20 protein-coding genes are annotated in these 25,256 nt (G+C 67.6%); 10 read left to right on the top strand and 10 right to left on the bottom strand.

From position 1 onward, the window contains the following. Positions 1 to 19 precede the first annotated feature (19 nt). The 3 genes from OG405_RS26310 to OG405_RS26300 all read left to right on the top strand — a co-directional run bounded on the left by OG405_RS26310 (position 20) and on the right by OG405_RS26300 (position 3,456). On the top strand, positions 20 to 2,377 hold the full coding sequence (locus tag OG405_RS26310) for a transglycosylase domain-containing protein (protein WP_327149087.1): 2,358 nt from the start codon (positions 20 to 22) through the stop codon (positions 2,375 to 2,377). 177 nt (positions 2,378 to 2,554) lie between these two features. Next, a complete protein-coding gene (locus tag OG405_RS26305) occupies positions 2,555 to 3,022 on the top strand; it encodes a GyrI-like domain-containing protein (RefSeq protein WP_442790614.1) in 468 nt (155 codons plus the stop codon). An 8-nt stretch (positions 3,023 to 3,030) separates the two neighbouring features. Further along, a complete protein-coding gene (locus OG405_RS26300; RefSeq protein ID WP_327149086.1) occupies positions 3,031 to 3,456 on the top strand; it encodes a GyrI-like domain-containing protein in 426 nt (141 codons plus the stop codon). A gap of 475 nt (positions 3,457 to 3,931) precedes the next feature. Here OG405_RS26300 and OG405_RS26295 read toward each other — a convergent pair whose 3' ends face one another. From OG405_RS26295 to OG405_RS26275, 5 genes are all read right to left on the bottom strand, one after another. Further along, positions 3,932 to 4,576, bottom strand: coding sequence for a class I SAM-dependent DNA methyltransferase (locus OG405_RS26295; protein WP_327149085.1), 645 nt, complete (start codon positions 4,574 to 4,576; stop codon positions 3,932 to 3,934). A gap of 131 nt (positions 4,577 to 4,707) precedes the next feature. After that, positions 4,708 to 5,799 (bottom strand): inositol-3-phosphate synthase, encoded by a 1,092-nt coding sequence (locus tag OG405_RS26290; RefSeq protein WP_327149084.1) that lies wholly within the window; start codon positions 5,797 to 5,799, stop codon positions 4,708 to 4,710. Further along, positions 5,792 to 6,352: a PadR family transcriptional regulator gene (locus OG405_RS26285; RefSeq protein ID WP_327149083.1), complete on the bottom strand. Its 561-nt coding sequence runs from the start codon at positions 6,350 to 6,352 to the stop codon at positions 5,792 to 5,794. Before OG405_RS26285 ends, OG405_RS26290 begins: the two co-directional genes overlap by 8 nt. 264 nt (positions 6,353 to 6,616) lie before the next feature. Continuing rightward, positions 6,617 to 7,402: a DUF1707 SHOCT-like domain-containing protein gene (locus OG405_RS26280; protein ID WP_327149082.1), complete on the bottom strand. Its 786-nt coding sequence runs from the start codon at positions 7,400 to 7,402 to the stop codon at positions 6,617 to 6,619. A gap of 4 nt (positions 7,403 to 7,406) precedes the next feature. Further along, positions 7,407 to 8,510, bottom strand: a complete 1,104-nt coding sequence (locus tag OG405_RS26275) for a DUF1707 SHOCT-like domain-containing protein (RefSeq protein ID WP_327149081.1) — start codon at positions 8,508 to 8,510, stop codon at positions 7,407 to 7,409. Between the two features lie 310 nt (positions 8,511 to 8,820). Between OG405_RS26275 and OG405_RS26270 the strand changes: the two genes are divergently transcribed. From OG405_RS26270 to OG405_RS26260, 3 genes are all read left to right on the top strand, one after another. Further along, positions 8,821 to 9,234: a DUF5318 domain-containing protein gene (locus tag OG405_RS26270; protein WP_327149080.1), complete on the top strand. Its 414-nt coding sequence runs from the start codon at positions 8,821 to 8,823 to the stop codon at positions 9,232 to 9,234. 451 nt (positions 9,235 to 9,685) lie between these two features. Further along, entirely contained in the window at positions 9,686 to 12,289 is a 2,604-nt protein-coding gene (locus OG405_RS26265; protein ID WP_327149079.1) for a transglycosylase domain-containing protein, read from the top strand. Between the two features lie 109 nt (positions 12,290 to 12,398). Beyond that, positions 12,399 to 14,213, top strand: a complete 1,815-nt coding sequence (locus OG405_RS26260; protein WP_442790792.1) for a glycosyltransferase family 87 protein — start codon at positions 12,399 to 12,401, stop codon at positions 14,211 to 14,213. Positions 14,214 to 14,230: 17 nt separating this feature from the next. Here OG405_RS26260 and OG405_RS26255 read toward each other — a convergent pair whose 3' ends face one another. After that, positions 14,231 to 15,793 (bottom strand): TerD family protein, encoded by a 1,563-nt coding sequence (locus tag OG405_RS26255; protein ID WP_327149078.1) that lies wholly within the window; start codon positions 15,791 to 15,793, stop codon positions 14,231 to 14,233. A 20-nt stretch (positions 15,794 to 15,813) separates the two neighbouring features. Further along, positions 15,814 to 17,160, bottom strand: coding sequence for a TerD family protein (locus OG405_RS26250; RefSeq protein ID WP_327149077.1), 1,347 nt, complete (start codon positions 17,158 to 17,160; stop codon positions 15,814 to 15,816). 465 nt (positions 17,161 to 17,625) lie between these two features. On the opposite strand from OG405_RS26250, the gene OG405_RS26245 reads away from it, so the two are divergent. The 4 genes from OG405_RS26245 (at position 17,626) to OG405_RS26230 (ending at position 20,751) form a co-directional block, all read left to right on the top strand. Further along, positions 17,626 to 18,249 (top strand): AIM24 family protein, encoded by a 624-nt coding sequence (locus OG405_RS26245; RefSeq protein ID WP_327149076.1) that lies wholly within the window; start codon positions 17,626 to 17,628, stop codon positions 18,247 to 18,249. A 6-nt stretch (positions 18,250 to 18,255) separates the two neighbouring features. Continuing rightward, entirely contained in the window at positions 18,256 to 18,951 is a 696-nt protein-coding gene (locus OG405_RS26240) for an AIM24 family protein (protein ID WP_327149075.1), read from the top strand. Further along, positions 18,948 to 19,712 (top strand): AIM24 family protein, encoded by a 765-nt coding sequence (locus OG405_RS26235; RefSeq protein WP_327149074.1) that lies wholly within the window; start codon positions 18,948 to 18,950, stop codon positions 19,710 to 19,712. The genes OG405_RS26240 and OG405_RS26235 overlap by 4 nt, the downstream gene beginning before the upstream one ends. Before the next feature lie 73 nt (positions 19,713 to 19,785). Next, entirely contained in the window at positions 19,786 to 20,751 is a 966-nt protein-coding gene (locus tag OG405_RS26230; RefSeq protein WP_327149073.1) for a DUF389 domain-containing protein, read from the top strand. Here the strand turns inward: OG405_RS26230 and OG405_RS26225 are convergent. The 3 genes from OG405_RS26225 to OG405_RS26215 are packed head-to-tail and all read right to left on the bottom strand — an operon-like array spanning position 20,748 to position 25,249. Beyond that, positions 20,748 to 21,596: an HAD family hydrolase gene (locus OG405_RS26225; protein ID WP_442790613.1), complete on the bottom strand. Its 849-nt coding sequence runs from the start codon at positions 21,594 to 21,596 to the stop codon at positions 20,748 to 20,750. The two genes, OG405_RS26230 and OG405_RS26225, sit on opposite strands and share 4 nt — an antisense overlap. Next, a complete protein-coding gene (locus OG405_RS26220; protein WP_327149072.1) occupies positions 21,597 to 24,041 on the bottom strand; it encodes a phosphoribosyltransferase in 2,445 nt (814 codons plus the stop codon). It abuts the gene before it with no gap. Next, entirely contained in the window at positions 24,038 to 25,249 is a 1,212-nt protein-coding gene (locus OG405_RS26215; RefSeq protein ID WP_327149071.1) for an HpcH/HpaI aldolase/citrate lyase family protein, read from the bottom strand. The genes OG405_RS26220 and OG405_RS26215 overlap by 4 nt, the downstream gene beginning before the upstream one ends. Positions 25,250 to 25,256 lie beyond the last annotated feature (7 nt).

The raw sequence follows: 25,256 nt of genomic DNA, 5'->3' as shown, positions 1-25,256 counted from the left end.
TCCGACGCTCCGAGAGGAGATGATCGTGAGCTCGTTCCGTTCCAGACGTGGTCGCAACACACCCCAGCCACCCCGGTATCCGTCCATAGCCGGTTGGAACCAGCTCGACGATTCCGGGCCGAATCCCCACCCACCCCGGCCGCCCGCATATATCCGTCCGCACCGGACACGCGGCCGGCGCATCCGCCATCTGCTGCTCTGGCTGTTCACCATTCTGGTCGCGGTCCCCGCGCTGTTGGTCGCGCTGGTCTACTGGAGTGCCGAGATCCCGGCCGCCGGGACGGTGCCCATCAACCAGACCGCCACCATCACGGCCGCCGACGGCACGACCGTGCTGGCGAAGGTCGTGCCACCGGAGGGCAACCGCACCCCGGTGCCGCTGTCGGATGTACCCGAACACGTCCGTGAGGCGGTGCTGTCCGCGGAGGACCGCAACTTCTACAGCAACCCCGGTTTCTCCACGTCGGGTCTGCTGCGCGCGGTTCGCGACAACGTACTGGGCCGGGCCAACGCCGGGGGCGGTTCCACGATCACCCAGCAGTATGTGAAGAACGCTTTCCTCGACTCCGAGCGCACCGTCAGCCGCAAAGCCCACGAGCTGATCATCTCGTCGAAGATGTCGAAGGAATGGAGCAAGGACGAGATCCTCGGCGCCTATCTGAACACCATCTACTTCGGTCGTGGCGCCTACGGTGTCGCTGCCGCCGCCGAGGCCTATTTCGGGAAACCGGTGCTCGAACTGACCACCGCCGAGGGCGCCGTCCTCGCCGCCCTCATCCGCTCCCCGTCCGCGCTGGATCCGCAGGCGCGGCTCCCCCAGCTGCTGCAACGCTGGAACTACGTGCTCAACGGAATGGTCGAGATGAAGGCACTGGCCCCGGGTGAGCGCGACGCGATCGTCTTCCCACCGACGGTCCCGCCGCCCGCTCCCGAGGACGCGAACAGCACGCGTGGCCCCGAGGGCCATATCAAAGCCCAGGTGTTGCGCGAACTGTCCGACGCCGGGATCTCCGATCAAGAGCTGAACACCGGCGCACTGCAGATCACCACCACTATCGACGCGAAAGCCCAGCAGGCGGCCACCGCCGCCGTGACCGGCGCCCTCGACGGACAGCCGCCGGAACTGCGAACCGCGGTGACTTCCATCGACCCGCGTTCCGGAGCGGTACGCGCCTATTACGGTGGCGCCGACGGTATCGGTTTCGACTTCGCCCAGGCCCCGGTCCAGACGGGATCGGCGTTCAAGACCTTCGCGGTCCTCGCAGCATTGCAGCAGGGCATCCCGCTCTCCCGGGCCTTCGACAGTGCGCCCGTGGATGTCAACGGTGTGCTGGTACGCAATGTCGAGAACGAATCCTGCGGTACCTGCAGTGTGAGCGAGGCCTACAAACGCTCCCTCAACACCAGCTTCTACCGGCTCACCCTCGCCATGAACAACGGCCCCCAGGCGATCGCCGACGCCGCCCATCAGGCCGGTATCCCCCAGGATATTCCCGGAGTCCCGGGCCAGTCGCTCACCGAGATGGGTTCGGCACCCATGCCCTCCATCGTGCTCGGGACCTATCTGGTGCGGCCGATCGACATGGCGTCGGCATATGCCACCGTCGCCGGCGATGGCCGCTACCACCAGCCGTACTTCGTACAGCGCGTGGTCCGCGGCGACGGCCGCGTCCTGCTGGATCGCGGCGGTGAACCGAAGCAGCGGACCGGCGCGCAACCGCCACCCGCCGAACAGCGGATTCCGCAGACCATCGCGGCCCAGACCGCAGCGGCCATGCTTCCCATCGCGTCGTATTCCAATGGTCACGGGCTCAGCGGGCGACCCTCCTCGGCCAAGACGGGCACCACCCAGTTGGGTGATACCGGCCAGAACAAGGATGCCTGGATGGTGGGCTTCACCCCGTCGCTGTCCACCGCGGTCTGGGTCGGTACCGAATCGAATCTCCCGATCGTGACCGCGGGCGGCGGCCCGATCTACGGGTCCGGTCTCCCCTCCGATATCTGGAAACAGACCATGGACGGCGCTTTGGTCGATACCCCTGTCGAGCAGATCGGCGCACCGCCGTCGAACCCCGCCCCGGTCGTCCCCGCCGCACCCCAGCAGCCTTCGGGCAACCCTTACGACATCCTCAACCCGCAGCCTCCCCGGCAACCGGAGCCGCAGCAGCAACAGCCGTCCCCCCAGCAACCGTTCATCGTGATCCCGCCCGCCTCCGAACCGTATGTGCCCGAACCCGAATACCAGCCGGAACCGCAGGCACCGGCCCCTCCCCCGGTGGAGGGGCCCGCGCCCGCACCGGCACCACCGGCACCGCCCCCGCCGCCGGCCCCACGAGTCGTCGAAATCCTGCCCGGCGTCACGATACCCGTACCGTGATCTACAGATTCCGGTCGTGATCCCTCCGAAGGAACGGTCGGCGTGGCAGCATCGTTGGCCAAGAGTGAGATGTCGCCCATCCGACCGACCGGCCCGGCCCGGGCCGACGCCCGTGCCGGGACTGGCGTGCGGGAGGATATGCGCTGGAGCGACGACGTATGACGAGACATAGGGGCTATGCCGGTGGAATTCAATGTCGTTGACCGCCCGGAAACGCTGGTGGCGGGAATGGTGCTACGCAGCCCGGCACTCGCCGTGGAAGGGCCGCGCCGCACCAGAGTCGAAGAAGCCTGGAAACGTACCCTGGCTCGCTCCTTACCCGGTCACCCCGCCAGCGCGTTCGTCGATCATGCCCCGGAGATCAACTCCTACCTCACCCATATCATCGGCTACCGCTGTCACAGCCTCGACGACCTACTACCCGGCGATGTCCTCGCCCGTATCCCCGCCGGCCGCTACGCGCGGTTCACCCTCAGCGGCGACGACCTGGGCGAAACGATCGTGACCCTGTGGCGCGCGATCTGGGACGCCGAGGCCGCCGGGCGGTTGATCCGCTCGTATGCCGGCGACTACGAGCGTTACCCCGACGAGCACACGGTGGAAGTGTTCGTCGCACTGGCAGAAGATGATTCGGTGAGCAGGTAGGAACAGCTGTGGACTTCGAAATTGTCGAACTCGACGAAAGCCTGGTAGCCGGGCTGACCATCCCGCTGGCCGGCCGTGAAGTGACCGCCCGCGACCTCGACCTGGTGAACTTCACCTGGGACCGCTACCTCTCCCGCGAGAAGAACGTCCCCCGCGTCGCCGCCTACATCGGCCAGGGCGACCACGCGGTAGCCGTACTCGGCTACGAGATCAAAGGTATGGACGACCTGGATCCGGGCGATGTTCTCACCCGGGTCCCGACCGGCCGCTACGCAAAGTTCGTGGTCACCGAGAAACCCTACGACCTGCTCCGCACAGCATGGGCAAGGGTCCGGGAAGCGGAGAAGGCAGGCACGATAACCCGTTCCCACACCGCCGAACTGGAACGCTACATAGGACCGACCTCGGTAGAGGTCTACGTCTCCCTGGACTGAATACCCGCCCGATTTTCCCACCCACCCGAGCTACCATCCCCAACAGCCCCAACACCGACCCGCACGTCGAATCCCGACCCAACCCAATGAGTCGAGTCTTACGAGACACCCCAAAGGGTTGAGGCCGTCTCGCCGTTCAGGCCTCGAAGCGCATGCGCCGCAGGCGCGAGTCTCGAGGCCTGAACGGCGAGACTTCAGGGCCTCAACCCCGCGCGCGCCAGCGCGCCAAAAACACAGCACCTTCACGAGCGACCCCACCCCCACCTTCACGAGCGACCCCCCACCTTCATGAGCGACCCCCCACCTTCATGAGCGGCCCCCCACCTTCACAAGCAAGCCCCCCAACCTGCACGAGCCACCCCCCACCTTCACAAGTGACCCCACCACTCACCCCACGAACAAGCCCACCCTCAACATCCCCGAAGACCCGCGTTCACCGTCGGAAGCGACCCGCCCCCACCGCGGGTGACAACGATCAGGACCTCGGCGGCTTGCGAACCAGCAGCTGGGCCTGTCGGCCCCGTTCGCCCTCGTGCGGCTCCCGCAGCAGACGGCCGACCTCGACGAACCCGGCCGCGGCCAACAGTTCCGCGAGACTGTCGGGCGACCATCGGTAGGCAAGCGCCACCTTGTGGTCGAACTCTCGCGGTTGCGCATCGGGGCCGGCGAAAAATCCGAGTAGCAGGTAGCCGCCCGGCGCCAGCACTCTCTGGAATTCGGTGAACACGACCGGCAGTTGCTCAGGTGGTAGGTGGATGATCGAGTAGAAAGCGAGAATGCCGCCGAGCACTTCGTCGGGGAGGTCCAGAGCGGTCATCGATCCCTCCTCGAACCGCAGCTCCGGATACGCCTGCCGGGCCAAGGCGATCATTGCGGGCGAAAGGTCGACGCCGAACGTATTCGATCCGAGCGCCCGTAGGTGAGCGGTGACCTGACCGGGGCCACATCCGATATCGGCGACCGGTCCGCCGCCGTGAGCTTGTACGAGTTCGGCGAACGCGGCAAGCAGTGCACGTTCCAGCGGTAAGGCATCGAGCATGTCACTGAAGAGCTCGGCGTAGAGAGAGGCGACGGCGTCATAGGCCGACCCGGTGTCGGGCAAGGCGGAGGCTTCGGTCACGACGAAACCGTACCGTCTCGGTGGCCGGGGACCAGGGCCCGATTCCGGAACTCCCACGCCGCTCCCACAACAGACCCGGCCGCCGTGAACATTTCGAGTGTTCACGGCGGCCGGGTTCTGCTCTCGACCGCTTACGCGTCGATGATGAAAGCTTCCAGCTGTGTGCGGGCGATATCGTCGGGCAGCTGCTGCGGCGGGGACTTCATCAGGTATGCCGACGCCGGGATGACCGGTCCGCCGATGCCGCGGTCCTTGGCGATCTTCGCGGCGCGAACCGCGTCGATGATGATGCCGGCCGAGTTCGGTGAGTCCCACACCTCGAGCTTGTACTCCAGGTTCAGCGGTACATCACCGAAGGCACGGCCTTCGAGGCGGACGTAGGCCCATTTGCGGTCGTCGAGCCAGCCCACGTGGTCGGAGGGGCCGATATGCACATCGCCGGCGCCCATTTCCTTCTTCAGGTTGCTGGTGACCGCCTGGGTCTTGGAGATCTTCTTCGATTCCAGTCGCTCACGCTCCAGCATGTTCTTGAAGTCCATGTTGCCGCCGACGTTCAGCTGCATGGTGCGGTCGAGCTGGACACCGCGGTCCTCGAACAGTTTCGCCATCACCCGGTGGGTGATGGTGGCGCCGACCTGGCTCTTGATGTCGTCGCCGACGATCGGGACCCCCGCGGCGCGGAACTTCTCGGCCCATTCCGGATCCGAGGCGATGAACACCGGCAGCGCGTTGACGAACGCCACATCGGCGTCGATCGCGCACTGGGCGTAGAACTTGTCGGCTTCTTCGGAGCCTACCGGCAGGTAGGACACGAGGACGTCGGCCTCGGAGTCCTTCAGCGCCTTGACGACGTCGACCGGGTCGGATTCGGCGAGTTCGATGGTTTCGGCGTAGTACTTGCCGATGCCGTCGAGGGTGGGGCCGCGCTGGACGGTCACGCCGAGCGGCGCTACGTCGGAGATCTTGATGGTGTTGTTCTCGCTGGCGAAGATCGCCTCGGACAGGTCGAAGCCGACCTTCTTGGCGTCCACGTCGAAGGCGGCCACGAACTGCACGTCACGAACGTGGTATTCGCCGAACCGCACATGCATCAGTCCGGGCACCGTCGTGGAATCGTCGGCATCCCGGTAGTACTGGACGCCCTGGACGAGCGAAGAGGCGCAGTTGCCCACACCCACGATGGCGACGCGAACACTGGACTTGTTGGTGTCTCCACTACTCATGGCCGGTATTTCCCTCTTTCTGTGGTGCCGCCTTCGTCGATTGCTCCGCCGCAATCAACTCGTTGAGCCAGCGCACTTCGCGCTCGCTTGATTCGAGTCCGAGTTGATGGAGTTGACGGGTGTAGCGATCCAGCGATCCACTCGCCTTCTTGACCGCTTCCCGCAACCCCTCTCGGCGCTCCTCGACCTGACGCCGCCTGCCCTCCAGGATCCGTACCCGTGCTTCCGCGGGGGTACGGCTGAAGAAGGCGAGGTGGACGCCGAAGCCGTCATCGGTGTAGTTCTGCGGACCGGTATCGGCCAGGAGGTCGTTGAAACGCTCCCGACCGGTAGGGGTCAGCTGGTAGACCCGCCGGGCCCGGCGGGTCGTCGACAGTCCCTCGGGTACTTCCTCCGCGATCAGCCCGTCCGTCCTCATTCGTTTCAGGGTCGGATACAGCGATCCGTAGGAAAAAGCCCGAAACGCCCCGAGTAGACCGGTGAGCCGCTTCTTCAGCTCGTAGCCGTGCATGGGCGATTCCAGGAGCAGCCCGAGGATTGCCAGTTCGAGCAACGGGCTTCACCCCCTGACTTCCGTACAGACCTAACCAATGGATGCAGTTACCCACTATATCGGACCGATATAACCACGCATAGTTCAGCGCGATGCATCACACACCCCAAAGCGAACATCAACCCCCCACCACCCCCGTAAACAGCCAATTCACCCGCCCCCAAGCCGCCGATCCCGACGCAACCCAGTGAGTCGAGTTCTACGCGAGCGAACTCACCCACCACGGCCTCGTCCACCTGCCGATGAGCCTGTGTCGATCGGTCGTCAATCTATCGGGTGGACGGCCAGCGGCTCCCCGTCGAAAGCGACCTGGAACCAGCCCCTGTCCGATTTCGCTTCGTTTTCCACGAAGATCTCCACCATCGGCTCGGCGGCGCCGTGCCGAGAGGATTCGTAGGTCACCGAGATATAGTCGATCGTCCCGCCCGGCGCCTTCGCGGTCTGCGGTGCCCCGGCAAGCAGCCCCGCCAGCGCGGTCAGATCGATCTCTCCCAGGTCCAGGGTGGGTTCCTCGGCAGCCCGCGAGGTGCTGGTGGTCCAGTCGTCGAACTCACCGTCGCGATAGGTGTAGGAGGTCTGCACCCGGGTGACGGGGTCGTACCGATCGACGGACACATGATCGGGGTAGAAAGAGGCCTCGTCGGCGACCGTATCGCCGAACTCGGCACGATAGACCTCCACGAAATCGGCGATCCCGGCCGCCGTCGTCGTATCCGGCAGCACGGCGCGCGCGGCGGGCTGATCCTCACCACCCGCCGAGAGACCGCCCAGCGCACCGAAGGCCAGCGCGGCGGCGACCACGCCGACCGGTATCCACCACGGCCGTGAGCGCCGCCGGCCACGCAGGACCGGCACATTCACGAGGTCGCCGGGTATCTGCAGATCGTCGATCAGCGCATCGAGTTCGCCGAACGATTTCGCCCGCATCGCGGCCGCGGTGCGCTGCTCGTGTTCACCGGCGGTGAGCTGGCCCTCGGCCAGCGCGGTATCGAGCAGTCCGCAGATATCGGCGCGGTCGCGGTCGCGCGCCCGGAGTTGGTTCGTCGCCACGGGCCTACCCTTCGAAGATCGAGATATCGAGAATCGCGCCCACGGGGTCGACGTATACAGTCCCCGATTCGTCGAATTCGTTCTGCACGTAGATCCGGACAACCGGACGACCGGCGAGATCGCCGGAGGACTCGATAGCGACGATCATCATCGAGACGGCACCGCCGGGCACTCGGGTGGCCTCGACCGCGTTCGCGGCCGCCGTCCCGATGGCAGCGGGGTCCAGGAGCCCCAGATCCATCGCTTGTGTATCGGTTCGTCGAGTGGTGATGTCATCGGACTGCGTGAATCCACCCCGATAGTCGTAGCCGACCTCTCGGTTCGTCGCGCCCGGTACGGCCCGATCGATGGTCGCGAATTCGGGGTAGAGGTAGACGCTGTCCGCCGCCATATCTCCGAATTTCTCGCGGTATTCCGCGAGGAAGTGCGCCAGACCCGCGCTGGTCAGTAGATCGGGCGTCTCGATCACCACCGCAGCGATGTCGTCCCGGCCCGGAGCCGCGGCCGACCCTGGGGCGGCCTCCGGGACCGGTGAGCCGGAATCGGGGCTTGTCACCGCGAAACCCACGAAGGCGGCCACCAACCCCGCCGCGAGCAGCAGCGCCGGATTCCGGCCGGAAACGGGGGGTACGGCGGGCACCGGGCGAGTCGGTACCCGGCGACTGCCCTGTAGGTCGGCCACCAGATCTGCCAATTCGCCGAGTGTGCGGGCCGAACCGAGCAGTTCTGTCAGGACCCGGTGCTCTTCCTCGGTCAGCTGGCCGTCCTGCCGCCCGGCGTCGATGAGCGCACCCGCGTTCGCCCGGTCGGCGTCGCGCGCCCGCGTCCGCGGCGGATAGCCCGCCTTCGTTCCGGCCCGGCTCGCTGCGGACCGGGATTCGTGTGCCGCCCCCGGCGACAGGCGGCCCGTAGCGGCCGGGGTCTGCAGATCGGCGACCAGTCGTCGCAGTTCACCGAGGGTTTTCGCGCTGCGAGCCTGGGCAACCCGGTCGTGGTATTCGCCGGCCTCGAGTTGCCCTTCCGCGTATGCGGCGTCCAGCAGGGTGGACGTTTCGGCGCGATCGATATCCCGGGCGCGGATGGAATCAGCGGGAACTGCGGTGGACACCTCCGGATCGTACGGCTCCGGCGATGCTCGTACCGCGCTTCCTTCAGCTGTTCACGCGGCCGCGACCGCCCGGAAACCGAATGCCGCGATGGCCCAAGTGCGCCAAACACTGTCTCCGGCGGCGAGGTTGAACGACCCCACCGAGCCGCGACCGGGGAAATCCGGCGCCCCGGAGACCGGATAATCCCGCGTGGTGCGAATATGCCTCGGCCCCCGAGGAGTCCGGCCGACCCCGCCTCCGGCGGCCGCCGACCGGACGGATCCCATGCAGCCGCGGGCGGCGCAAATACATCACCGCTACTCTGGGAGCGTGCGAATTCAGCGGCAAGTGGTCGACTATGCGCTCCGGCGCAGGTCGCTGCTGGCTGACGTCTATGCGGGCCGTGTCGATGTCGCCGAGGTATGTGACGCCAATCCCTACCTGCTGCGTGCGGCCAAATTTCACGGCCGGGGGAGCGAGGTTACATGCCCTATCTGCCGGAAGGAACAACTCACCCTCGTATCCTGGGTCTACGGCGACGGCCTGGGGCCGGTCGCGGGTTCGGCGCGCAGCCCGGAAGAGCTGGTACGCCTGGCCGAGACCCGAGAGGAATTCTCGGTTCATGTGGTCGAGGTGTGCCGGACATGCAGCTGGAATCATCTGGTGCAGTCCTATGTGCTCGGGAAGACGCCGCAGGGCCGGCGTTCCGGTTCCCGGGTGAACCGGCGCACCGCCGCGGAATGACCCCGCCCGGCCCGACGATGGTGCACGCGCCGTGCCCCTCGGGGCGTCGCGGAGCGAGCCCATCAGACCGATACGAGCTTTGGAGACCTTGTCAGTGACTTCGCCCTACGAGCCCCCACCCGGCGATGACCCGCGCGGTGGTCGCACCCAGCGCGGTCCGCTTCCGGGTCGAGAGCCACAACAGCGACCGGGGGTGCCCGATCGGGGTCCCGCGCCGAACGCGAACGCCCCGCGCCCCGGACCGGGCGCACGCCCGCCGGCCCCCGGCGGTCCGCGTCCGGCACCGGGAGGTCCGCGACCGGGCCCGGTAACGGGTCCGCGACCCGTCGCGAACGGGCCACGCCCGGCACCGAACGGACCCCGGCCCGGCCCGGGCGGTTCGGGCCGGCCACCGGCGCCGGGGCCGCGCCCCGGACCCGACGGCCGCCGGCCCGGCCCGAACACCGGTGGGATGCCCGGGGCACCGCGGGGTCCGCAGCCTCCGCAGCGGCCGGGCACGCCACCCGGCCGTCCACCGCAGGGTCAGCCGCCGAACCAGCCCACCCAGCGCATGGGCCACCCGGGAGAACCGGGTGCGCCGCGCGGTGAGCAGGGCACGGCGAAGATGGCACAACCCGCCGCGCCCACCGAGACCACACGTCGCGATCGCACCGCGACCGGCCCACGACCGGTGACGGGCCGACCGACCACCGGTGAGCGCCGGGCGGCCGGCGCGGACGACCGGCCGGCCCGCTCCGGTGCCGCGGGCGGTCCACCGCCGCGCCGACCGGGTGGCCGTTCGGGCGGGCCCGGCGGACCCGAAGGCCGCGGACCCGCTCAGAAACGCAGGAACTGGTGGAAGATCGCTCGACGGGTCACCTATGTGCTGGTGGCGCTGGCGATCGTGGTGCCGAGCACGGTGTTCCTGATCGCCTATTCGACGGTGTCGGTGCCCGAACCGGGCGATCTCAAGACCAACCAGGTCGCAACGATTCTCGCGGCCGACGGCGAAACCGAGATCACCCGGGTGGTGCCGCCACAGGGCAATCGCACCGATGTGACGATCGATCAGATTCCGCCGCATGTACGCAACGCGGTGATCGCCGCCGAAGACCGGGACTTCTACAGCAACCCGGGTTTCTCGATCTCCGGATTCGCCCGTGCCGCCCGTGACAATGTGCTCGGACGCGAAAGCGCCGGTGGTGGTTCGACGATCACCCAGCAGTACGTGAAGAACGCGCTGGTCGGTAACGAACACAGTCTCACCCGTAAGCTCAACGAGCTGGTGATCTCGGCGAAGATGGCCCGGCAGTGGAGTAAGGACGAGATCCTCACCGCCTACCTGAACACCATCTACTTCGGACGCGGCGCCTACGGTATCGATGCCGCTTCGAAGGCCTACTTCAACAAGCCGGTCGTGGAACTGAGTCCGGCCGAGGGCGCGGTGCTCGCCGCGACCATCCAGCTGCCGTCACTGCTGGACCCGGAATCCAATCCCACCGGCGCCGAGTCCCGCTGGAACTATGTGCTCGACGGGATGGTCGCCGGCGGCAATCTCGATCCGGCCGAACGTGCGAGCCTGACCTACCCCGCGGTGGTGCCGTCGTCGACGGTCGGCCAGAAGACCGATTCCACCGGACCGGAAGGCCATATCAAAGCGCAAGTGCTGCGCGAACTCTCCGAGGCGGGCATCAGCGAACAGCAGATGAACACCTCCGGCCTGCAGATCACGACGACCATCGACGCGCAGGCGCAGAAGGCCGCGCTCGACTCTGTGCACAAGAACATGGAGGGCGAACCGGACAAGCTGCGGACCGCGGTGGCCTCGGTCGACCCGAAATCCGGTGCGGTGCGCGCCTACTACGGCGGCGAAGACGGCTACGGCTACGACTTCGCGAATGCCGCGCTGCAGACCGGCTCCTCGTTCAAGGTGGTCGGCCTGGCACAGAACCTGGAGAGCGGTATCCCGCTGTCCCAGATGTACGACAGCTCGCCGATCACCGTGAACGGTATCGAGATCACCAACGTCGAGGGTGAGCAGTGTGGGGTCTGCACGATCGCCGAGGCCCTCAAGCGCTCGCTGAACACCAGCTTCTACCGTATGCAGCTGGAAATGCAGAACGGCCCGCAGAAGATCGCCGATATGGGTCACAAACTCGGTATCCCGGAGGAACTCCCGGGAGTCGGCGCCACGCTGACCGAACCGGGCGGCGCCGGCCCGAACAACGGTATCGTGCTCGGTCAGTACCAGGCCCGCCCGCTGGATATGGCATCGGCCTACGCGACGCTGGCGGCGTCGGGCATGTACCACAAGCCGCACTTCGTGACCAAGGTCGTATCCGCGGACGGTACGGTGCTGCTCGATCGCGGCGACGTGGCCGGCGAACGGCGGGTCTCCGAGGCCGTCGCCGACAATGTCACGGCGGCCATGGAACCGATCGCCGGATACTCCCGCAATCACGGTCTCGCCGGAGGCCGCCCCTCGGCCGCCAAGACCGGTACCGCGCAGCTGGGTGACACCGGGGAGAACAAGGACGTGTGGATGGTGGGCTATACGCCGTCGCTGGCCACCGCGGTCTGGGTGGGCAGTACCGACAACTCGCCGCTGCGCAACTATGGCGGCGCGATGATCTACGGTTCCGGATTGGCGTCGGATATCTGGAAGGGCACGATGGACGGTGCTCTGGAGGGCACGCCCGTCGAGAAGTTCCCCAAACCCGCGCCGATCAAGGGTCAGGCCGGTGTGCCGAAGTGGACGGCCCCCTACACAGCGCCGTCCACCACGATGCCGACCTTCGAGCCGCCCGTGGTGATCCAGCCGAGCCAGGTCGAGATCCTGCCCGGTATCACCATCCCGGTGCCCGGGGTCCAGCCCAACCCGCGTAGCCAACCGCAACCACAGAATCAGCCGCAAGGTAACGCGCAGGGCGGCCCGATGCCCGGACAGCCCACTGCCGGGCAGGCGGCCCCGACCGTCACCCAGGCGCCCGATGCCGGCGGTGGAACCGACACCGGCGGCGACAGCGGGGACAGCAGCGACAGCGGGGATGACAGCCGTCCGAACTCCGGAGGATAAACCCGCAACACTGTCCGGGGTTCCGGCTCGGTCCGGGCCGGGACCCCGGTAACAGGTAACGTCGGGTGCCGTGAGCGAGCAGCGACTGGTGGGTGGGCCGGACGACGGTGTGGGTCCCGGAAACGGGCGAACCGGACCGGCCGACACAACCGGTTACGATTCGCCCACCCTCCTCGCCCGCGACCTGCGCTCGGCCGACGCACGCGACAAACCGAGCCGCAACGACTCCATGACCGCCCAACTGTGCACGATCGTGGGCGGCCCGGTCGGTGATCACGCACTGATCGGGCGCGCCCGGTTCTGGACGCCGATGCGGGTGCTGCTGGCCTTCGCGGTGATCTTCCTGGCGTTCGGCTGGTTCGCGAAGGCCGGATGTATCCAGCAGACCACCACCTCGGACGGCCTGCTCACCCTGGACTGGAACAACGGCCGCCAGTACACAGCCATGTGCTACTCCGACACCGTTCCGCTCTACGGTGCCGAACGGCTCAACGAGGGCGCGTTCCCGTACAAGAAATCGTGGGTGGAGGAGACCCCCAGCGGCGATACCGAGGTCCGGCACATGGAATATCCGGTGCTGTCGGGGATGTATCAGTACGTCTCCATGCTGGTCGCCAAGAGCTGGGACGCCAGCCCGCTGCCGGGTGCGCTGCAGGTGGTCCTCTATTTCAATGTGGTGGCGCTGGGGTTGTCCGTAGCCTGGCTCGTCACCATCTGGGCGACCGCGCTGCTGTCCGGACGCCGGATCTGGGATGCGGCGCTCGTGGCGTGCTCACCACTGGTGATCGTGCACGCCTTCACCAATTTCGATTTCCTCGCAACCGCGTTCGCGGCCCTGGGTCTGCTCGCATGGGCGCGGCAGCGCCCCCTGCTGGCCGGGGTGCTCCTGGGTCTGGGCGGCGCGGCGAAACTGTATCCGCTGCTGCTGCTCGGCCCGATCGTGGTGCTGTGCCTGCGCGCCGACCCGATGCACCGAACCCCGCGGGCACACCAGACGACCCGGTTACGCGATATCGACAGTGTCGCGGAACTACGCACCTGGCTCGTAGAGCTCCCGGCACGCACCCGGTTGCTGGGCACCCGCCCACTCGGTGCGGCCGGTCTCACCATCGGTGGCGCCTTCGTCACCTGGGCGCTGGCCAATCTGCCGATCGCACTGCTGTACCCGGACGGCTGGCGGGAGTTCTTCCGGCTCAACACCACGCGGCACGCCGATCCCGATTCGCTCTACAACGTGGTGATGTCGTTCACCGACTGGTCCGGTTTCGACGGTGTGCTGCGGCACGGCGAACCACCCACCGTCCTCAATCTGGTGTCGCTGTCACTGTTCGTGGCGGCCTGTCTGGGGATCGCCTATATCGGTCTGACCGCCCCGCGGCGCCCCCGGCTGGCGCAGCTGTGCTTCCTGGTGATCGCCGCGTTCCTGCTGACGAACAAGGTGTGGAGCCCACAGTATTCACTGTGGCTGGTACCGATCGCGGTGCTGGCACTACCGCATCGGCGGGTACTGCTGGCCTGGATGACGATCGACGCGTTGGTCTGGGTGCCGCGCATGTTCTACTACCTCGGTGTCGACCGCAAGGGTCTGCCGGAGCAGTGGTTCACCGCGACGGTCCTGCTGCGCGATGTCGCCGTGATCGGATTGTGCGCGCTGATCATCCGTCAGATCTACCGGCCCGAACAGGATCTGGTGCGCCGGGTGAATCAGGACGACCCGGTCGGCGGAGTGATCGACAATGCGCCGGACCCGCTGCTGCCGTGGCTGCCCGAGATGCTGCGTCCCAGGATCTCCCGCGAAACCCATTGGACCGCCGCGGCGGCCGCGACACGCACCCACCCGCGGGAGTCCGCCACCGTGGCGTCCTCGATCAGGGCGCCCCGGGAGAACGCCGGCCCCACTCGCCCGCCCGCTCGCCTGGGCTGAAGCGCGTCCCGCCTGTCTCAGCCCGCCCGCAGGATCCGCGCACGCTGTTCGGGTTCCTGGGGAAGCAGGTCCAGGTCCAGCTGCCAAGCGTTACCGGTCCACGGATCGAACAGTGGCGTTCCGGTGACGGTCGGCAGATGGCGGCAGGCACGCGAGAGGGTGGCCACAGCGCTGTCACCGGAATCGGATTCGTTACCGCCGACGATCATGGCCGACAGTCCGATCAGGTCCCCACGCGCCAGCAGAGCGACCAGACGTTGCGCATCGGCGGCCTGGTATCCGTGCGGGAAATCCGCGGCGAGCAGGATCCGGTGTTCGGCCGGCGGGGCGCCCTGTCCCGAGCTGTGGGCCATCTCCGCCAGTTCGGCGGCGTCCACGAGTTGCTGCAGTCGCGGGGAGATATCGGAATGGTCGGTGATCGGTGGTCCGGCCAGCACCGGTGCGAGCATGCCGGTGAAACCGGTGAACGCGCCGGTGAGATCGATGAGGTCGACAAGGGTCCGGCGGCCCGGGGCAGCTCGCAACAACCTTGCCAGCAGGGCACCGATTACCGGCGCCACCGCCGCGGATGATTCGGTATCCACCCACAGCGGCCGGTTCAGCGGAATCGGCACACAGTACGGAACCCGCAGCGCGCCTCGGTCGAGTGCGTGGAGTTCGCCGAGCCGGATTCCGTCGGCCGGGGCAGCCGGACGGTCCCAGGCCGGTGAATTCCACGAGGCCAGCGCCGCGGGTAGCACCGCGTCGGCCTCGTGCAGTTCGCGCTGCAACTGGGTGCTGTCGCGGCGATGATTGTCCTCCGCGGTGGTCGTGAGCTCGTCGTGGCGGCGCTGAGCGGCCGACCGAGCGGCATCAGCGGCCGGGGTGTTACGGGTGGCGGGATCGGAGACCGCGGCCGAGAGTTCCTGGTCGAGTCGTTCGGCCGCGTAGCCGCGTGCGGATTCCAGTGCGGCGGCCGAACGGGCGGCGTCCTCGAAGATCATCCACAGCCGCTCCAGCCCGTGCCCGACCTCCAGGGTCGGGAGCTCGGCCTGCGGGCCGACCGGCGGAGTAACCGCAGTGGGCGCACCCACCGTCGCGTCGTGCACGGTGGCGGTTGCCGACGCCGGGCCCGCGTAGCCGTCGGCGCCATGAGCCCGCAACAGTTCCCCGATACCCCCCGCATAGCCCTGGCCGACCGCACGAAGTTTCCAGCCGGCGCCGCGCCGATACAGTTCGAAGCAGATCAGCGCGCTCTCCCCGGCCTGCGGGGCGATTACGAACTCGGCTGCCGGAGTGTCGTTCTCCGACAGCGACGCGGTGACCACACCGATCCCGCGCTGGGCGGCGGCCACCAGGAGCACCGCCTGCGCGTCGGCGCGCACCTCGGCGGGGGTGACGACGACGGCCGAAGCCGCCTCGTCCACCCGGACTCCGGGACCCGCCGACCGTTCGGTCCCCAGCACATCGGCTGCCGAGCCGACGCGCAGATCCGCGGCCACCACCAGCGCCGAAACCGACAGCGGCCCGGCGGTATTCACCTGGAATCGAACGATCTCACCGCTCAACGGTATGTTCTGCCCCGCCTGCAACTGCTTCATATCCTGGCCCCCGACTCCGTTCATACCGCCAGGAACCGGCCCAACTGCGGAATCGCCTCACCGGGGTGTTTGGCGTTGAAGCCCTCGCCGATGGCCTGCATCTTCCAGTCGGCACCGGCCCGGAACAGCTTCGCCATTGCCATCGCGGTGGTAGGGGTGCCGCCGGTGAGCGAATAGCGGGCGAGCTCGGTGTTGTTGGCCCCGTCGATCAACCGGCAGAACGCGTTCTGCACCTGACCGAACGTATGCCCCTTGTAGGAGGTCACGACGAAGACCAGGTTGTTGACATGCGCCGGGAGCCGCGTGAGGTCTACCAGAATCACCTCGTCGTCGCCCGCGCCCTCACCGGTGAGGTTGTCGCCCTGGTGCCGGATCGAGCCATCCTTGGACGTCAGCTGCCCGTAGTAGGCGACGTCCACCGGATTCATATCGGCGAACATCACGACCGCGGCGTCGAGGTCGATATCCACGGTGCGACTGCCGAACATGCCGCGCTGCTGCACCGGATCCCAGCCCAGACCCATCTTGACGAAGGTGAGCGCCGCACCGTCCTCCTTGCGGAGGCTGACCCGCTGCCCCTTCTGCAGGCTCACCGGGCCGGTCTTGCTCAGACTGATCTCGTTGGGATGCTGCTGGGTGGGCGCCGGCTGCTGCGGGTATCCGGGGCCCGGCGGGGGCGGGTAACCACCGCCCTGCGGCGGATAACCACCGCCCGGCGGCGGATAACCACCACCCTGCGGCGGGTAGGGCGGGGCCGGCGGCTGCTGGGTGGGATAGGCCTGCTGGGTCGGCGGCGGCACCGGGGCGGTCTGCTGGGCGGGCGGTGGAGGCGGAGGTGCGGCGGCCTGCGTCTCGGCTGGGGAATCGTCCACGGTGACACCGTGATCGGTGACAAGTGCCGCGAAACCACCCGCGTAGCCCTGCCCGACCGCGCGCACCTTCCACGCACCCTGACGGCGGTACAGTTCGAGCGCGATCACGATGGATTCGGTGGCGAGACCGTCGACCCGGTACTCGAACAGCTGCGCGCCGGACTGGTCCGATACGTAGGCCACCGGCGGCGCGAACTGCCCGAAGTTCGTATTCGGATCATCGAGTGTGATGACGGCGCGCACCTGCGCGATCTCGGCGGGCACCGCACCGAGGTTCACCGCCAGCGAAGCGGGCTGCCCGGCCGGGCCGGGCCGCAGGTTCACACCCGGACCGCTGGGCTGATTGTAGAAGACGAAATCCGCGTCGGTCCGGACTTTGCCCTGCTCGGTGACCAAGAGTGCGGACAGATCGGCCGGAGCCGCCAACTGAATGGAAATCACCACGTCGTTCGTGGCCAGAGGACCGTTCTGGCCCTTGGCGAGTGTTGCGGACAAGGCAGACCCTTCGCTTGTCGGTGCGTATGGATGCCACTGTATCTTTTGCCCCGCCTTCGGCGGGGCGGGTCGGGGCCCTATTAACCCCGGTTCTTCACTCCGCCGCTCAGTCGCTGCGCTCCTTCGCTCTGTCGCTCCAGAACCGGGGCGGGCCCCGACTGTGTTCGATTGCCCCGCCTTCGGCGGGGCTGTCGGGGCCCTCGTGACCCCGGTTCTTCACTCCTACGCTCAGTCGCTGCGCTCCTTCGCTTCGTCGCTCCAGAACCGGGGCGGGCCCCGACTGTGTTCGATTGCCCCCGCTTGCGGCGGGGCCCTCGTTACCCCGGCCACGGATGCCGACCAGGCGCGGCAGACGTTGTATGTGCTGGGCATGGACTGGATCGACCTGCGGCGATTAAGGTATCGGCGACGGATGAGCACCAGCGGTGTGCGGGGCTCCGGGGCGGCGAGGACAGGCGACTATCCATGGCACAACTCTTCGAACAATCGAAGAAGGTGATCGAGGTACACCTGGCGAACACCAGTATTCGCGCCATCTCCGGCTCGATGGTCGCCTACGAGGGAGCTGTGCAGTTCAAATCGGCCGGTTTCGGCGGGGGCGACGGCGTGCTGGCCGGGATGAAACGCCGCGCCACCGGCGAAAAGCTCTCGCTGATGGAATGCGGCGGCCAGGGCCGGGTCTTCCTCGCGGTGAACGGCCAGTACGTCTCGGTGGTGAATCTGAACAACGAGACCCTGCAGGTCGAATCGCAGCAGTTGCTGGCCTTCGCCGGGAACCTGCGCACCGATGTGCGATTCGCCGGTGTGCGTGGGGCGTCCAGCGGCCAGGGGCTCTTCACCACCACGGTCAGCGGTCAAGGGCAGGTCGCGCTGCTCTCGGCGGGCGGGCCGCTCATCCACCTCGAGGTTTCACCGCAGTTCCCGTTGGTGGTGGACCCCGATGCGTTCGTCGCGGCTCGCGGCAACCTCAACCAGTCCTTCGTCACCGATGTCTCGTGGCGCTCGGTGATGGGACAGGACGGCGGCGAGGCGTTCTCGCTGCGCTGGGACGGGCAGGGCGTGGTCTCGATCCAACCGGCGGAACGGTAGGGCGGCATGTTCGAGAAGATCAATTCCAAGGTCGTGGCGGTCGATATCGGGATGGCGGGCGGCGTGGTCGCCCGTACCGGCGGCATGCTCTTCTACACCGGCGATGTGTCCTTCGCTCCGCACGAGATACCGGGCGGGTCCGGTATGGGTGGCGGCGGCGGTATCTTGCAGATGGCCGGGCGGATGATGGCCGGCGAACACCAACGCACCATGATCGCGCAGGGCAGCGGCCGCGTGCACTACGGGTTCGCCGGGCTGGAAGTGGAGGTTGTCCAGGTACAACCGGGCGCGACGCTGCAGGTGGAGGCCTCTCGCCTGCTGGCCTACACCGCCGGATTGCAGACCTCGGTCGTATCGGTCGCGAGTTCCGGTGGCGGAGGCGGCGGCGGTCTGATGGGCGCGCTGCGCGGCGCGGCATCCGGCGCGCTGACCGGTCAGGGCATGTTCACCACGCAGCTGTCCGGTCAGGGCAGTGCAGTGCTGCTGGCGCACGGCGGATTTCTCGAGCTCCAGGTGGGCGGACCGAATCCGGTGGTCGTCGACCCGCAGGCCTTCATCGCCTCCTACGGAAACGTACACACCGATCTGAAGGCAGCGGTGAGCTGGCGCGACGCGGTCGGCCGCGGATCCGGTGAGGCAATGCAACTGCAGTGCGCGGGCCAGGGGCTGGTGTACGTACAGGCATCGGAGGAGAAACTGTGAGCGAGATCCTCAGCCCGGTGACGCTCGGGGAGAGCGACAATGTGCCCGGCAACAGCTACGCGTACTGCATCGACCTCGTGAAACCGTGGTTCATGCGCAAAGGCGCGATGATCGCCTATTACGGGCAGATGCAGTTCCGAGCACTCACCCACGGGTTGCAGGGTCACCTCCTGAACATGGTGGCGAATCAGTTCTCCGCGCCCCTGTTCACCGGTGATTACGTGGTGGCCGAGGGACAGGGCAAACTGCTGATCGGCGATCGCGGGTACGACATCAACTCCTACGACCTCGACGACGGCAATCTCACCATCCGCGCGGCGAATCTGCTGGCGTTCGAACCGGGTCTGTCGCTGAACCAGTCGATCGTGCCGGGGTTCCTCACGCTGATCGGTACCGGGAAGTTCCTGGCCTCCTCGAACGGCCCGGTGATCTTCGCCGAACCACCGTTGCGGGTGGACCCGGAATCGCTGGTGGGCTGGGCCGACTGCCCGTCCCCCAGTCACCACTACGACCAGCGGTGGGTGTCGGGCTTCCTGGCCGCGGGGGCGGCGGCATTCGGCGTGAACTCGGGTGAGGAACGGCAGTTCGATTTCACCGGCGCCGGAACCGTACTCATCCAGTCCAGTGAGAAGGTGCTCAGCGACCACGCGCTCATCCGGACCATCGAGGGACAGTTGCAGAGCGGTGTCACCGTCCCGGGCCTGCAGCGTCTGCAGGGTGTGATCGCCCAGCAGCTCACGGGTCAGCAGCAGGGGTACTGAGCACCGGCCTCGCGCGACACGACCGGGGGGCCGGGGACCGGTACCCGCGCTGTCGCACAGGCAGACTTGGCCCATGCTGCATCTGCGGATAATGTCGCCGGCCGCGCTGACCGGCGAGGTGGTCGAGATCTTGGAGTCCGATCCGGCTGTCAGCGGTCTGGCGGTGTTCCGCGGCAACGCGGTCCGCCCCGAGGGTGATGTGGTGCTGGCCGATCTGGCCCGGGAAGCCGCCAACGAAGTCCTCGACCGATTGCGGGCGACCGGGCTACACCACCGGGGCAGTATCGAACTGCAACCTGTGCCCACCTGGATGTCGCTGTCGGGGTATCTCACCGAGCTGCGTACCCCGGGGTACAGCGCGGATGCGGTGATCTGGGCCGATGTGACCCAGCGGTCCTACGAGGAGACCGAACTCAACTGGACCTACCTGAGTTTCATGACCCTGGCGACGGTGCTGGCCAGCATCGCGATCGTGGTGGATTCGCAGATCCTGATCATCGGCGCCATGGTGCTGGGCCCGGAATTCGGGGCGATCGCCGCGCTCGGTGTCGCGCTGGTGCGGCATCGGCTCGCCTTGTTCGGGCGCGCGCTGGCCACCCTCGTGCTGGGGTTCACGGCGGGTATCGCGGTGACCCTCACCCTGGTGGTGGTCGGACGGCTGGTCGGCTGGATCACCGTCGATGCAGTCACCGGGGACCGGCCCGAAACCGCTTTCATCTACACGCCCGACAAATGGTCGTTCATCGTGGCGCTGATCGCCGCTGCCGCCGGTGTCCTCTCGCTGACCTCGTCCAAATCGGGTGCGCTGGTAGGTGTCTTCATCTCCGTGACCACCGTGCCGGCGGCCGGCAATATCGCGCTGGGGCTCGCGTTCGGCGTGAGTTCGGCCATCTGGGGCAGCACCCTGCAATTGGTGATGAACTTGGCCGGGATGGCCATAGCGGGATGGGCGACGCTCGCGTTGCAGGACCTCGTCTGGTCGCGGGTCTCGCCCCGGCGGCCGCGCGCCGAAGCACGGGCGCGCCGGCGCATGCTCTAGCCCGGTACTCCGGCGATCGCCGGATCGGTGAGCGCGTCGGTGAACCAGTCGAGGATCTCCTCCCCGGCACCGATTCCGGCGGCCGTGGTGACGGTGAGACCGGGCCGAGTCCAGCCGAGCTCTTCGAGTTCACCGTGCCGGGGCCGGATCGCATGGTCGGCGGCGGCGAGCATTTCGGCATCCAGCGCACCGTCGCCGGCGGCGAGCGTCGGTGCCGCTGCCGCCAACCGACCCGAGGCCACGAGCCGGGAGCGGACCTCCGATACCGCCCGGCTCTTGCACACCGCCAACGGCATCGTGTAGATCTTGCGTCCCTGCCGGGATGCCGACCATCCGCGTTCCCGGCACCAGGCATCCCAGTCGGCGAGGAACTTCGGCGGAGTGGCGGCCGAATCCACCACCAGATAGCAGAAGAGGTCGTCGGCGCCGCGGAATTTCAGCACCCACGAATCGTCGATTCTGGCCCGCAGCGCGGCCTCGATCTCGGTGAGCCCGGCGCCCCCGGCCCGGACCGCCGCATCGATTCCCCGGCGCCACTGCGGGTCGGGCACGCCGTCCACCAGGATATTTCCCCCGTTGCTGGTGATCGCGTACTGCCACGGTGCGCCCGGGAGGCGGATCCGGCCGAACTGCTCGATGGTCCGGGTGGTGGTGGGGAGTACCGCCGCCGCGGTCGCCAGCCACCGCAGCCGGTCCACGGCGGCGGAGGTCATATACGACAGCGGAGCACCGTCGAGATGCTCCACGCACACCGTTTCCGCGGCGACGGCTCCGGCGGCGGCGCTCGAATAGATCATGGTGCGATCCAGATCGGTGGCCATCAGCAATGGTTTCGGGACCGTCATCTACCGCTGCACATCCTTGATCAGACCCACGCACGAGTACGCCAGCTCCGGTACGACCTCCACCGGCACCGCCCGGGCCTGCGCCAGCAACCGGATATGCGCGTGCTCGGGCGCGTCCGCCTCCCGGACCAATACCCGCCAGGGCACCCGACGCAGTAGTACCCGGGTGGTCTCCCCGACACCCGGTTTGACGAAGTTCACAGTGGCGATCCCGTATTCGGCCCGCACCTTCTCCACCGAGGCCCACCCCGCCCAGGTGGGTGTCCGCGCGCCGGATCGCACCGCGTCGACCTGAGCGGATACTCGCGGCCGGACAGTTTCGAAAGCCCCGGTGACCGTGTCGATCAGGCGCGCCGACACATCATCGGCAGCCAGTTCGGCATAGAACTTGGCGCCGTGGAAATCCTGGGGCCCGATCAACTCCCGGTTGAGAACTGTTCGCGAGACCAGGCCCGAGACCGTGGAATTCAGGCAGGCGGAGGCGATCAGGAAATCGTCGCGGGTCCCGTAGGTGCGGACGCAATGCCCCGGGTCGGCGAGCACGGCCAGATCGTCATCGAATCGGGCACCGCCGGTCGCGTGGTACTCGTCCAGTGCCGCGGACAGTTCCCGGGCGATAGCACCCTTACCGGTCCAGCCGTCCACGAACACTACTGAGGCGGGGTCGTGATGATGGGCCAGATAGTCCAGTGCCATCACATCGATCCCGCGATCCCGCACGATCGACACCGCATAGTGCGGGATATCGAGCGCCCGCCGGTCCGCGTGCGGGCCGGCCAGCCAGCGGCGGATGAGGATCCCGATCGGGGTGCCCGCGCGCGCCAGCGACGCCAGCACGATATCGGTACCGCGTTCGGCGACCACGAGTTCGGCCACCGTTCCCACCGCCAGGGCCAGCCGCTCGGCGCTGTCGGCGAGGACCCGGTCGAACAGTTCCCGATAGGCGGCGTCGGGCTGGTATTCGATGGGCAGCGATTCGGCGTAGTGCGCGAGGCCGGCCTGGATCCGCTGCTCCCGGGCAGCGGTATCGGCCTCCAGGTCGACGCCGGACAGGTCCTTCAGCAGCCATGCCACATCGGCGCGCTCGTAGGAACCGAATTCGGGACCGAACAGCGGCCCCGGTCCGACGAAGGTCCCTGAGCGGGCGGCGGCCAGCGTGCGTGGATCCGCACCCCGGACCACCGCTACGAGCACATCGGAACCGGCGGCGGTCAGTACATCCACCAGACCGCCCGGGGCATCGAGCAGTTCGCTGTCGGCCGGGGAATCGGCAACGAAAACCAGCACCGGATCGGCGCTCGGATCATCGGGCCAGGAGGCGTTGTAGAGGTAACGCGGCTGTTCCTCGCCGAGTTCGGGAGCCGTGAACCGGAATCCGCGCCGCAACGGATAACCCGGTTCGTCCAGTACGTGGGCGGGCGATCGAGTGGTGGTCTGATACCGCACCGGTATCCCGGATTCGGCGATCGTCACAGCCAGGCACAGCGGAAGATACATGAGTTCTTCGTGGCCGAGCACGATCACCGGACGGCCCGAGTACTGGGTGACCAGCTGGTCCCGCAGCATTTTTGCCGCGGCATCGGCCGCCTGCTCGAAACCGGCGCGGTCGGCTCGTAGGAACCCGTGCCGGCCGCCCTCGGGCATATCATCCGGCCACGACAGGTCCAGCCGCGCCGACGCACCGCGCCGGACCGCCACCGGATTCAGTTCGGCCGCGGGTAACCTCGCGACTGTTGCCACCAGGCCGTCGGGCAGGATCGCGGTGCCCGAAGCCAGGCACACCGTATCGATCCGCGCCCCCAGCGCCGCGGCCGCCGCGGCGAACCGGTCGCGGTCGGCGTCGGTGCGCATATCCACCAGCGTGGCCAGCACATAGTGGGTCCGCGGGGCGAATTCGTGCAGTGCCTGGATGGCATCCAGGGCGGTATTACCGGTGGAGATCTCGTCGTCGACCAACACCAGCGGCAGACCCGCGGTGAACACGTCCCCGGGCATCGGCTGCAGCAGATGCGAGGTGGCGTGCGAATGTCCCTCCTCGAACCCGGTCAACGTCACCGCCCCGGGCACCGTACGGCGGGTCGAATGCAGATAGCACGCGGCGTCGATCCGCGTCGCCACACAGTGGCCCAGGCCCGTGGCGGTCTCGGCGAATCCGAGCACCACCGCGTCCTGATCACCGAGCACCGCGCGCACCAGATCGCCGAGCCGGTCACCGGAATCGCGGACCCGCATCGGATCGGTCGGCAGATGTTTGCCCAGCACCGTGGACACCAGCAGATGCGCACGCCGCGGATTCTTGCGCAGCCCGGGCTGCAGCAGATCGGTGATCTCCGGTGCGGGCAGCAGCCTGTCCGGAGTGTCGCCGTGGCGGAACGTCTCCCGATGGCGCAGCTCGATCCCGAGAAGGCGGGTCGCCCAATACGACTGCCCGGTCCGCGAACTCATACCGTGACCAGCGCTGACAGTAGATCCACGAAGGACACTCCTTTCTCGGCCACCCCGAAGACCCGGGCTCGGATCAGGGTGTTGCGCGCCCAACTGCGATGGGGACGCATCTCGTTCATCTTGTTCCGGTAACCGGACGCGGCGACCCCGCCGACCTCGACCTGCAGAATGTCCAGCGCATCCGAATACTCCTCGTGGGTGACCACCGACAGCGCGTGCACGGCCGCCACATGCGAGGGATGGATAACGGTTTTGCCCTGGATACCGTTGGCGCGATCGAGAGTGATCTCGCGCAGCAGACCATCGAGGTCCCGGCTGACCAGATAGCTGCGGAACGGCACCGCGTCGGATTCCTCGAACGGCGCGGTACGCAGCAGCGGGCGGAACATCCGCTCGTGATCGGCGAAGTACTCCCAGACCGGGCCGGTGATCACGAACCCGGTACCGTCGGCGCGCCCCAGATAGTTGACGATATCGGCGATCACATCCGCGATGACGCGCACGTCGTAGATGGTCAGATCGCGATCCCGGCGGATTCCGAAGGTCGCGCACATATCGGTGGCGCCGATCCGTACCGCCAGGATCCGTTCCCGGTGCTCGGCCAGGCAGGCCGCGATATGGGCGAGTTCGCTGTCCCTGGTCTGCCGATGGACCAGCGCGGCGGATTCGAGGACCGGCATCCCGTAGAGCGGCCGCTGCGCGCGAGCGCCCGCCGCAGCCAGTGCGGCGAGGTATTTCGGCGCCGAGGAACTGTCGAACTTGGGGAAGACGAAACCGGTCAGCGCCTGCACCCCGGCGCCCAGCCGGTCGAGGAGTTCGGGCACGGTATCGGCATCGCGGACCCGGACGAACAGCATCGGGCTCGGATCGGGCCGGGCCGCGAGCTCGTCGAGGGTGCGCACGGTCTGCAGTTTCGCGAACTCGACCTCGTGGTCGGCGACGGCGTCCTCGAGGTCGATCACCATCGAACACACCCCGCGATCGGCCCGGCGCACGATCGTGGCCGTCAGATCGGCGCGGGTGGCCGGTACGTACAGGGTGGCGCCCAGCGCTGTGGCGAGTATCTCCCGGTCGGCGAGATCATCGAACGGCTCGGGTTGCCGGTGGAACAGCACTCTGGCGTCCGGACCCTGCAATTGCCTGAAATGTCGGCGCGGTATCCGTTTGTGCAGGGAAATTTCCTGCCGGACGGCCATGCCTGCGGTCATCGAGCCC

This window comes from Nocardia sp. NBC_01329 (genome assembly GCF_035956715.1).
Classification (GTDB): domain Bacteria; phylum Actinomycetota; class Actinomycetes; order Mycobacteriales; family Mycobacteriaceae; genus Nocardia.
This window is presented reverse-complemented; position numbering and strand designations above follow the sequence as displayed.